7 protein-coding genes are annotated in these 11,077 nt (G+C 38.7%); 3 read left to right on the forward strand and 4 right to left on the reverse strand.

Translation table 11 applies throughout. The features are described from left to right. Window positions 1-41: 41 nt before the first annotated feature. Window positions 42-920 (forward strand): ABC transporter ATP-binding protein, encoded by an 879-nt coding sequence (locus tag L2567_RS19785; RefSeq protein ID WP_235299593.1) that lies wholly within the window; start codon window positions 42-44, stop codon window positions 918-920. Next, window positions 913-4,470 carry an ABC transporter permease/M1 family aminopeptidase gene (locus L2567_RS19790; protein ID WP_235299594.1) on the forward strand — a complete coding sequence of 1,186 codons (3,558 nt, stop codon included), beginning with the start codon at window positions 913-915 and terminating at the stop codon, window positions 4,468-4,470. Before L2567_RS19785 ends, L2567_RS19790 begins: the two co-directional genes overlap by 8 nt. Before the next feature lie 511 nt (window positions 4,471-4,981). Here the strand turns inward: L2567_RS19790 and L2567_RS19795 are convergent. The 4 genes from L2567_RS19795 to L2567_RS19810 all read right to left on the reverse strand — a co-directional run bounded on the left by L2567_RS19795 (window position 4,982) and on the right by L2567_RS19810 (window position 6,775). Further along, complete coding sequence (locus tag L2567_RS19795) at window positions 4,982-5,260, reverse strand: hypothetical protein (RefSeq protein WP_235299595.1); 279 nt, start codon at window positions 5,258-5,260, stop codon at window positions 4,982-4,984. 222 nt (window positions 5,261-5,482) lie between these two features. Next, a complete protein-coding gene (locus L2567_RS19800) occupies window positions 5,483-5,806 on the reverse strand; it encodes a type II toxin-antitoxin system PemK/MazF family toxin (protein ID WP_235299596.1) in 324 nt (107 codons plus the stop codon). Continuing rightward, a complete protein-coding gene (locus L2567_RS19805; protein ID WP_235299597.1) occupies window positions 5,803-6,042 on the reverse strand; it encodes an AbrB/MazE/SpoVT family DNA-binding domain-containing protein in 240 nt (79 codons plus the stop codon). The genes L2567_RS19800 and L2567_RS19805 overlap by 4 nt, the downstream gene beginning before the upstream one ends. Window positions 6,043-6,403: 361 nt before the next feature. Then, the gene (locus L2567_RS19810) at window positions 6,404-6,775 is read right to left on the reverse strand and encodes a hypothetical protein (RefSeq protein WP_235299598.1); all 372 of its coding nucleotides are present in this window, start codon (window positions 6,773-6,775) and stop codon (window positions 6,404-6,406) included. Between the two features lie 94 nt (window positions 6,776-6,869). On the opposite strand from L2567_RS19810, the gene L2567_RS19815 reads away from it, so the two are divergent. Beyond that, window positions 6,870-8,594, forward strand: a complete 1,725-nt coding sequence (locus L2567_RS19815; RefSeq protein ID WP_235299599.1) for a tyrosine-type recombinase/integrase — start codon at window positions 6,870-6,872, stop codon at window positions 8,592-8,594. The last annotated feature ends 2,483 nt before the right edge of the window (window positions 8,595-11,077 follow it).

Below are 11,077 nucleotides of genomic sequence, written 5' to 3' on the forward strand. Positions count from 1 at the left end.
TCCCCCAGGTCCCACCATAATTTCAGGTCAAAATTCATCAAATGGAACTAGCAATAAAAGATCTTGAAAAAATTTACCCCAATGGGACTAAAGCTCTAGCAGAAGTAAATCTGACAATTGGCGTTGGCATGTTTGGTCTCCTGGGTCCCAATGGCGCCGGCAAGTCTACCCTGATGCGAACCATCGCCACCCTGCAGAAACCGGATAAAGGCACCATTTCATTCAACAATATTGACATCTTAAAAAATGAGATGTCTTTAAGAAAAAGGCTTGGCTATCTGCCCCAGGAGTTCGGAGTGTATCCCAGAATGTCTGCCCGTAATCTGCTGGACTATCTGGCACAATTAAAGGGTGTGGCATCAAAATCCAGACGCAAAGAATGGGTAAATTATTGCCTGGAATTAACGAATCTAAGCGATGTAGCTCACCAGAAAGTTAGTGGTTACAGTGGTGGGATGAAACAGCGATTTGGTATCGCACAACTTTTGCTCAATGACCCGCAACTTATCATCGTCGACGAGCCAACAGCCGGATTAGACCCTGAAGAAAGACAGCGATTCCTCAATGTTTTAAGAGCAATAGGGCGAAATTGCATCGTCATTTTTTCTACACACATCGTGGAAGATATCAAACAGCTTTGCACAGATATGGCCATCATGAATGAAGGTCTGATTCTCGAGCGTTGCAAGCCGGAGGAAGCCCTAAAGCGAATTAAGCATAAGATTTATGTCGTTGACATCGAAGAGTCTAAGGTGCCCGCACTCAAAGAAAAGCATGTGGTGCTTTCTACCAAATTTGTTAAAAATGATAGGGTCAGCGTTCGGATCTTCTCGGAACATCAACTGTCACCTCCGTTTGCTCAGGCATCCGCTAATCTGGAAGATTTCTACTTCATCACTTTAAAAAAAGGACATGTTTAAAATCATATTCACGGAGGAGTTACGGTTTTGGAAAGGAAACTTTTTACCCTATGTTTTTTTCACATTTCTTTTCATTGTTTGCTTTATGTCAATGTGGGGTATGGCCAGCGAAGAAATTTCTGGTCCCGGAATGACCATTCAGAATTCTGAATGGAGGCTATATGAATTGCTGACTTTCCTACAGCAATTAATAATTTTCTTTGTTCCAGCCATCATTGGTCATTCTGTATATAGAGATTTCAGTAGTGGCATCCACAAGTTATTGTATGCTTATCCTATTGGCAAATATAACTACCTCCTGGCCAAATTCGCGTCTGCATTTATCGTGTTGCTCATTATTGCCGCCGCTATGGGGCTTGGCCTCTTCATTGGCAGCCTTATGCCCGGTGTGAATCCGGATGCGATAGACGGTCTCGGTATGGGCAGGTATTTAAAACTCTATCTTTGGATTTTACTACCTAATTTAATTTTGGTTTCTGCAGTAGTCTTTGCCCTGGTGAGCCAATGGAGAAACCTATATCTTGGATTTATAGGAGTGATTATTCTGTTTGTCTTAACCAAAATTTTAGGTGCTTTCCCGTTCCACGCCATTGGCTACCTGGATCCGTTTGCAGAGGTTCTGTCCAACCTCCAGACTCGATATTGGACATTGACAGAAAAGAATTTTAATGCCTTCCCTGTTGACACCAACCTGCTGGTCAATCGAATAATTTGGATTCTTGGTTCAATTACATTAATGATCTATACCTTCAGAAAATTCAGACTTCATCATTTCACTGATTTAAGCAAAAAAAGAACCCAAAGTCAAAAGATCAACGTTAGTGTCAAGTCTGATTTACGACCGCCTAGCGCTATTAGGCATGAACTTTCCTTTAGTATAAAAGATCAATTCCATACGATCTGGCGGCTATCCAACATTGATTTCAAAAGTATCATAACCAGTTGGCCATTTATCATTTTACTATTGATCGGCTTTATCATGGTCCATATCCAGCAAAGGGGAATGGCTCCACAGCACGGTGTACCCATTTTACCCACCACCGCAGAAATGCTTCGTATACCCATGTTTATTTTCTCCGGCATTTTCAATTTACTGACCTTCTTGTACAGCGGATTGCTCATATTCAGAGATAGGCAGAGCCAGATGAGCGGTTTGATAGACACCACTCCTCAGCCCAATCATGTTTTTCTTTTAACAAAATGGTTGGCCGTATTAAAAATGCAATGGGTTTTATTGAGCATCATTTTGATCGCAGGTATATCTGTTCAGATTAGTGAAGAATTCTATCAAATTGATCTGGCACATTACCTGTTTGAATTATTCATCCTTCAATTCATACATTTTGCCATTTGGGCTTGTGTGGCCATGTTTATTCATAGTTTGATCCCCAATATGTACGTCAGTTTCATCATTTTGCTGCTCATTCCTGTAGCTGTTTTAATGATGCCTACTGCTGCTGAAATGCTTGACCTGCCATGGTTAGGCGAGAGTGTCCTACATTTTAATTTGGTCCCGGACATCTACGTTGGTTTCACCTACTCGGATTTCAATGGATATGGAAGTATGCTGTCGACTTATGTTGTTTACAAAGCATACTGGGCTCTAGGCGCCTTAATTTTACTCTGTTTGGCCAATGTGATATGGAAAAGAGGACGCACATTTACGATGAGAGAAAGGCTGCAAAACAGGAGACGAAACGTCCGGGGAACGCAAGGGCTTTTGCTGATGGGATTCTTCCTATTGTACTTGTCAATGGGCGGTTGGGTGTATCATCAGGAACATCATAGATCCAGAACATTCTATACCCAGGATGAGGAAGACCAGATTTACGCAGAAAACGAGAAACGATATGCACAGTACATGGGCATGGTTCAACCCAGATTGGCCGCAGCCCATCTCAATATGGACATATATCCCGATACCAGGGACTTCCACCTCAAAGGAAATCTGACTTATGTCAATAAAGTAGATCAGGAAATCGACACGATTTTAGTGGGAACTTCCTTTAAAGACAGTGTGGTCATTGACATGAAAACTCCGGCAACACTCCTTCACAAAGATCATCAAATCAAATACGCATTATATGTACTGGATCAACCATTATGTGCTGGAGATTCCTTACAAATGACCATTGACATACAAAACCATCCCAATACCCTATTTCACGATAATTCCCGAGTGAATACCAATGGAACATTTATCACAGGTCAAATTATACCTACACTTGGAGTGAGGCATGCTTTTCTGAAAAATGCTGACAAACGAAAGAAATACGGTTTGCAGGATCGTACGGTCAAAGAACTTTTGCCATCGGACCCCGCTTTGTTGGGATACGAATTTTTCCCCAACAATATGGGCAGGATCGAATATGAGACTGTGATCACAACTTCAGAAGATCAGATTGGATTGTCCATGGGAGACCTTATAGATTCAGGAGAGCGTAACGGTAGGCGATATTTTCATTATAAATCCAATGGCCCCATCAAAAACTCAATTTCCTGGATATCAGGCAAATACGATATGAAATCAGAAGGACTGATTGATGTTTACCACCATCCGGATCATCATTTCAACGTTGATTATCTGATAGAGGGTGCGCAAATGTCGATGGCCTATTGCGAGCAATGGTTCGGGCCTCTTCAACATGAAAAATTGAGGATGGTGGAATTTCCGCTTACAGAAGGAAGTTACGCTTCGCTCAATGGCAATATGATTCCAATATCGGAAGTAAAAATGTTGTGTGACATTGACCATGAAAAAAACTCAGAATACAACCATCCTTTCTTTGTGGCTGCGCATGAAATAGCACATTACTGGTGGGGGCATAAAGTGGATCCGGCCAATGTGAAGGGTGGACAATTGGTTTCTGAGGGCCTGGCAGAGTATATTTCGAAAAGAGTGGTAGAGCAGCGATATGGACAAGAGGTCATTCGGAAGCATCGGGAGAAGGAGCAAAATATGTACTTCGAAATAAGAGGTCAAAAGGCTGATGAAGTTCCACTGAACATGGCAAATCTGGATCAACAGTATCTGAATTATGTGAAAGGAGGATTATGCCTGACGCTATTGTCAGAATATATTGGAGAAGTTCGATTCAATCAAGCTTTGGCTAAGTTTGAAAAGACGTATCGTTACAAAGCGCCTCCCTTTGCTACTTCACTCGTTTTTTTAGATACTTTGCGGAATGCAGTTCCGGATTCCTTGCACTACTTGGTGGAAGACTTATTTGAGACCATTACCCTCTATGACCATAGCATCAAAAGTGCGGTCCGCACGGATAAATGGTTGGAGGTCATTGTGCAAGCCAGAAAGTATAGAAGTGATGCCCAAGGGAGAAGGCAGGAGGTCAATGAGTTTAAAGATTACATCAGAATAGGTTTGGTAGATGCCAATGGGGTGGAAAAGATCGAATGGATTTGCTTAGATCAAGGACTGAACACAATAAAATTCAAGGTGGATTCCGAGATTGTTCAAGTGGTGATCGATCCGGACATATTGTTTTTGGATATAGATAGAGCCGATAATATTATAATGGTCCAGCGCAGATGAGAAAACTGAAAGGGAAATGTAGTCTTAAACTGAGCATGAAGGATGGCCCCGAGATTGGGTTTAAAAGTGATATGAGGTCTACTTGGTTGGTGCCAGCCTTTTCTCAATAAAGCTTTGGAGAAAATTGATATCTTCTCATTGGAAAGCCTTATTACAGAGGAAGTGATCATCTTGATATGACCATCCATGATCATGTATCTTGGAAGGGATTTAAGTTGGATATCTTTTACAAAAGTTGCTGATTTAGATTATGTGTTAGAATCATGGTGCCTACTACGTAATTGTCCTCCTTGATCTACTGCTTTGTGCCAATTGTCTACCTGGTTCAGCCCCCCTAATTATCAGAGAATAATTAAATAGGTTAATAAAAGTGGTTGAATAAGCCTTATCTTTGTATTGCGAGCATCGACAGAAGGTAATACTAAACCGATGTTGATATCTAAGCGTAGGCCTGCCTTAGTTTTTTATTCTCAACCCATTTAGGGAATCGAATAAAAGACGAGCATCTCCATCAGGCTCTTAATGCCCGATATTTATATTTGTTTACTTTAGGTAATTCCAGTATCTCTTGATACGCTACGTTTAGCAACATCTTGTTCGTTCTTTTTTCTTGATCAGTGATTACGTCCACATAACCTAGATTACCTAGAGCCCAGAAGATCGCCGGTACCAAATCTAAAAAAGAGGTGCTAATAACATTTATGAATAGATGCGTTTTACCTTCTCTATCCCTTAGAACCAAATCGTTCTTTTCCGCACAGTATCTCGAGGATATTGTTATATCCTTCACAAAGCTGCTATCTGCGTAAGTCGCAAATGATTTCCGGTATTGATTTTCAAAAGCTTCGGAAACAGAGGAGTTGATACCTTGTATCCTATGTAGTAATTTTAATGGGCTTAAATACCCTCCCGCTTCTCATAAAATGTCCTCTTTAAGGTGATATCTGTAACCAAAGTGGCGTCGCGATAGCAGCCATATTATGTTAAAGCGTGTTATCTCCTGTGGTTAGAATTACTGAACATGTGTTTTATAAATTACATTTTTCAAAGTTTCCTTCTCTTTTGGTTTAAGCTGACCAAGCTTCTTTACGATTCTTTGTTTATCAATAGTGCAAATCTGGCCAACTACAATTCTTGACTCGTTATTATTCAGATGAACTTTTACTCTGGTTGGATAATTTCTTAGGTCGGATGTTATTGGAGCTATAATAATAATATTCAAGTTGGAATTCATCTCTATAGGTGAGATGATTACACTCGGTCTGGTCTTCTTTACTTCACTTCCAACTGTTGGGTCTAAGTCGACAATAACAGATTGATATTGCTTATATGTCATTCTTCGAAAATTTCATCATCGAAAACATCATCTATAAGTAATTGATCATCACCATTTTCATGCATTTGCTTGAATTTGGTTGACCATCCGATTCGCGGACGTTTGACTGGAAGAATTTTTATATGATCCTTTTCCAAAACCAATTCTACAGATTCTTGAATGTTATATTGTTGGAGAAGAGTTTTACTTAAACGTAAACCTTTGGAGTTTCCAATCTTAATAATATTAGCTCGCATATCTATTATATGTTATTACAATGTAGCAACAACTATATATATTATTTTACAGAGTTTGTTTGAAATTTCATAGGAGATAATTTTTGGCACTATCATCATTATAGATCCAAACTGAAAGTACCATGAATGCTCTAGTTTTACTTAATCAGGTATAACTTCATGATCAGTTTCGTCCTTCTATTATCGAAAAGCTGCATAGTTTTCCACAACAGGATGTAGGAATTAAAAGAAGCTAAATATGATGATAATAACTAATATGTTATTCGAATTCTTAATGAAAATGGTCCCACTTTTTGAGGACACTTCTGAAATAGCATTCAATATAGATTCGATCACGAATTACCCTATTATTCTGACCCCTTCATGTTTTGGCCATATAATCTTGCCAATTAACCATCAAGTATTTAGGTTCGCCATCCTTTTGCAAATCCATAAATCCGTATTCATAGCAAAATAGATAAAGGTTTCCATGCATCGTTTTATAATAATGTGTGAAAAAATGTGGATTAAATCCTGCTTCGAGCAGTTCTTCTTTGCGAATCTTTGAAATCCCAGAATGGTGATATTTTTTCAGAATCTTGCGATTGATTTTGAGTTGGCGATCTACTTTATAGTAAAAGGCTTCTTTAACTTTACGGTTGGCATATTGATGAGCTGATTTGCAATATTGATCACAAAAACGCTTGCCTTTTCGGCCGGTCAAAGGTGAGTTACAATAGGCACAATTCTCCATAAAAGTATAATATACGCATATTATACCGTTACCATTTTACTTCTGTCCTATTTTTATCGTGATTGCATCATATTCTTTAAATAATGAAGCTATCATGATTACAATTTTCAGATTGGAACACCAATCCAAACCTTACATAGGTATCCACAAATCGATACCTGCTCACGAACGTAAAAAAATTTTACTGTTGAAAAACATCAGGTTCTCAAAAACCTACGATTGTTATTGCATGCCTTATGCCAGACGCTATTACAATGCGCTTGTAGCCACAGGTATTCAAATTCAAATTTCTCAAACCGGAAACGCAGGTTCACATACTGAAAAATGCGATAATAACGGCATAGAGCACGAAAGCTCATCTTCTGTAACTCCCGAAGTCAAGGATGCAGACACTAAAGAGGAATCTGATTCTGAATCCGAACCAGGGCCAGGAATTCAATGGTCTGGTAACAATTTTTATGTACGAATAGCCTACTCACCCAAGGAATCCATATTTATCAAGAATCTGAATGGTTCTTATTGGAGTAAAGAGCATAAAAATTGGGTGATCAAGGCTACCTTGGAAAATTTAGAAGCGCTACAGGATCGTTATCACAAATTCAGTTTAGGGCAATTTCAAAAGATTAAGGAATTGCTGCTAAAAAAGAAAAATCCACAAGCGCTCGAAATCTTTCAATCTCCGGAATATCCGAAGCAATTGCTTATTAGATTAATAGGTTATGGGATAGACTTTGAATATATAAAGCAAATCAAAAGTCGTCAATATGACCCTGAGCACAAGCGGTGGATCATAGATTTTGATCAAAATATCCTTGATCGTTTGATTGCTCATTATGCAAGCCGTCGAGTTCGAATCATCAATAGGGTGAACAGTGGCATACCCTCCGATTACAAAAAAAGCAGTCTGTCGACAGGTGAGCGAAAAAGAAGATTGATTCATAAGTATGGAAATGCACTAAAACCGTTGATTCAAAAGTATGTGGACAGAATGATTCTTGAAAAGTACGGTTGGAGAACCATTATTTCTTATACCGGAAAGTTTGCCAAATTCAAGACATACTACATGGGCTGCGATCTAGACGAACTGACTGCAGGTGACGTGAATGCTTTTTTGGTTAAATTGGTCAACGAAGATGTATCGGAGAGTCTTCACAACATGTACCTAAGTGCCATAAAATTTTACTATGAGCAGGTGGCATATAGAGCCGATTTTAAAATTGAACGCCTTTCCAGACCTAGAAAGGGCCGATATCTCCCAACGATTCTTAGTGTCAATGAAGTTGACAGAATGTTCCGAACATTAAGCAATATGAAACATCTTGCGATTTGCTACACTATATATAGTGGAGGGTTGAGACTGTCAGAGATTCTCAACTTGCGTGTACAAGACATCATTTGGGATCGCAATCAAGTCCTGGTCAAAAGCGGAAAAGGAAATAAAGATCGCTACACCTTGTTGGGATTATCCTTAAAGGCCATTCTTAGATTATATTTTGATGAATACAAGCCTATTTATTGGTTATTTGAAGGCATGGATAAGAAGACCCCTTATTCAGAGAGTAGCGTTCAAAATATTGTAAGGAGGAGTGCCCGATCAGCTGGTATAGCCAGACGGGTGACGCCTCATACTTTAAGACATTGCTTTGCTACCCATTTATTGGACAAAGGTACTGACGTTCGATATATCCAGGAATTGCTTGGACACAAGGACATAAAGACCACTTTAGTTTACACACATGTAACGACAAGGAGCATGGAGAAGATCAAGAGCCCTCTAGACGAGCTAATGGAGCAACGCTTATTACAAAAAGCGCAATGAATGATATATATTTGTGAGGATATAAGGGAGTTAGGCGGAATACGTTTTTCGTTTTGAAAGTCCTGAAAATTGATTCAGAATAGTTGACAAGGACGTGATTAGAGGGTTGCGTTTGGGTACATTGCCAGCGCACGTTAAATTGATAGCGTATTTCTTAAAAGTGAATTTTTACAAATTATGATCACTTTGTTCTCACGATAATCGAATCTTAAATTCATGCAGTTTACTTCGATTTTCAGGTCTTACTGTCTGATTTTTCTCACCACGTAAGATTGAGATTGGAATTCCGAACATGTCAATTAATTTCAGATAATCAACTTACTATTCTTGTCCGTCTGAGTCCGCTAGTTTTAAATGATAAATTCGTGTATTCCAACGGCATTATCTATAATCTGACAAGACTTTCAGCTGGAGGCCAACGCTTAAATTGTACTCCACCTAACACTAGACAAGACGCAATTTCGCTTCGAATAGCATGAAATGCGATGTGCAGAACTAAAAATTCATATTTTTGGAAAAACGATAATTAATGAGGAGCGAAACTTCGCTTGTCATCACCGTTATATGGAATTCGTCTGAAACAACATCTATAAAAAATGAGAAATCTATCTAAATAAAAATTAATAATTTTCTGTGTTTTAAGAATCTCAAATAAGTATGGATGAAAAATATTACGTGATAATTTATAGAAATGATTAACATTTAAATTATGCAAAATCGATATAGAATTCGGCACTATTCAGAATTAGCATCTATCAATAAATGAAACAAACAAAATTCCAACTTATAATACTCAGTACGATCCCAATTCTTTTTTTCATTTCATGGAGCCTGAATGTCATCTTAAATGAATTCTGTCGATACTCAGTGAATTGCAGATCATTATTTGAAAAATTTGGTCCAATTACCTTTATTGGAACCTTCATGTTTCTAGGTTTTTCACTTATCAGTGTTTTTCTGATAAGGCTCTTTTTGAAAAAAAAATTGACTAACAGAAACTACATAATATTGATGATGCTAAATTCACTTCCACTTTTGATTCTTATTTTAGGAAACATGATTTTTTAAGAATTACTGATAGTGCTAAATAATATGCCTTTCAATATTTAGAAGTTGCTGATTTAGTAAATAAAATAGGTCATCTCATTATCACTTACAATCCAATAAAAAGTTTTAGATACAGTAATTAGTATGACTATTAGAGGGAATTGAGATCAATCTATTCCGAATTGCGATATAGGTTGAAGTAGCAGCAAATAGATCAAATTGCATGTGGTTGAATTGAATAGCCCAACAATTTCTCAACAATCAGTTGGCGAATGATCAGAAAGCCAATCCAATTAAAAACTACTACATACGCACACAAAGAAGTAGTAATTGTGATTAATTATTTTGACTCAGAAGTTTTTACTGATAAGAAAGATTTTCAAATTGAAATATTCATATCTTTCAATATGGTTCGTAAGGATCAAAATGATCGAGTAGGTAAAGGGGACTCTCACCCCTAAACCTCTCACAGAACCGTACGTGAACCTCTCAGCTCATACGGCTCTTCATGCTCATTCTTTCGAATCGAATACGCCACTAAACTCATTCCTTCCAAACGTAAGCTGGAGGTTGATTAGATGAAAGTACTCAGAACATGTCAACCCCTTCGCTCCACCTCCATTACAGAGGCTTCATCACTACTACGAGTTGATCTGCCACTCTCCCAATGTCTCAGTATTCGCTTTACCTTTCAAGGCTTATAGCTTTCCCTCAAACAACAAAGGGGAGTTTCCCCAGTTTCGTAATTGAGCCCAGTATTAAGGTCATGCCATCTATACACCGGTAGATTGCCAAGCCTGTGCAATTCTAGAATTCTACACTATTGGCTTATCTCCTCAGTCCGCAGCACCTCGGATTTTAATCTACAGCAAGGTTATTTACGATGCCTCTACGATGGTTCGCTCACATCTCGCTCATCTCCTTAAACCACACCTGATAGAATCCTATATAAAAAATTAGTCTCTACCTTTTCCACAACGCTCAGTACCAACCCGTGAAAGGTAAGCACCTTGTGGTGGTTTGACAGGTAGTTCTAGTCCTCCCCTGCCGAAAGGCCTTATCCCAATCTCCAATTGAATTTATTATGCGTGAGGCTTCTGACCTTGCCATTCTTACATGGAGTCAGCTCGTTTCCTTGCCATCCAACCTTTGAAGAGGTCTTTCATCTCAATTACAACATGCTCCATCTATTTCCGTTAACCGCTTTTGATTAACTTTATACCCGATGGAACTTCAGGGCACACAACTCCATATAACATGCTGCAAGAAGTAAGAGCTTCCTATCGTCGCTCCTCCTCTTGCAGCTATCCCGTTAGGCGGAATACGTTTCTCGTTTTGAAAGTTCTGAAAATTGATTCAGAATAGTTGATAATGAGCAGATTAGAGGGTTGCGTTTGGGTGCATTGCCAGCGCTCGTTAAATTGATTGCGTATTTC

This window comes from Portibacter marinus (genome assembly GCF_021533195.1).
In the GTDB taxonomy this organism is placed as follows: domain Bacteria; phylum Bacteroidota; class Bacteroidia; order Chitinophagales; family Saprospiraceae; genus Portibacter; species Portibacter marinus.

What these genes read in the sequence shown, in the direction of transcription:
- L2567_RS19785 (WP_235299593.1), top strand. Translation starts at nt 42, where the DNA reads ATGGAACTAGCAATAAAAGATCTTGAAAAAATTTACCCCAATGGGACT.
- L2567_RS19790 (WP_235299594.1), top strand. Translation starts at nt 913, where the DNA reads ATGTTTAAAATCATATTCACGGAGGAGTTACGGTTTTGGAAAGGAAAC.
- L2567_RS19800 (WP_235299596.1), bottom strand. Translation starts at nt 5,806, where the DNA reads ATGACATATAAGCAATATCAATCTGTTATTGTCGACTTAGACCCAACA.
- L2567_RS19805 (WP_235299597.1), bottom strand. Translation starts at nt 6,042, where the DNA reads ATGCGAGCTAATATTATTAAGATTGGAAACTCCAAAGGTTTACGTTTA.
- L2567_RS19810 (WP_235299598.1), bottom strand. Translation starts at nt 6,775, where the DNA reads ATGGAGAATTGTGCCTATTGTAACTCACCTTTGACCGGCCGAAAAGGC.
- L2567_RS19815 (WP_235299599.1), top strand. Translation starts at nt 6,870, where the DNA reads ATGATTACAATTTTCAGATTGGAACACCAATCCAAACCTTACATAGGT.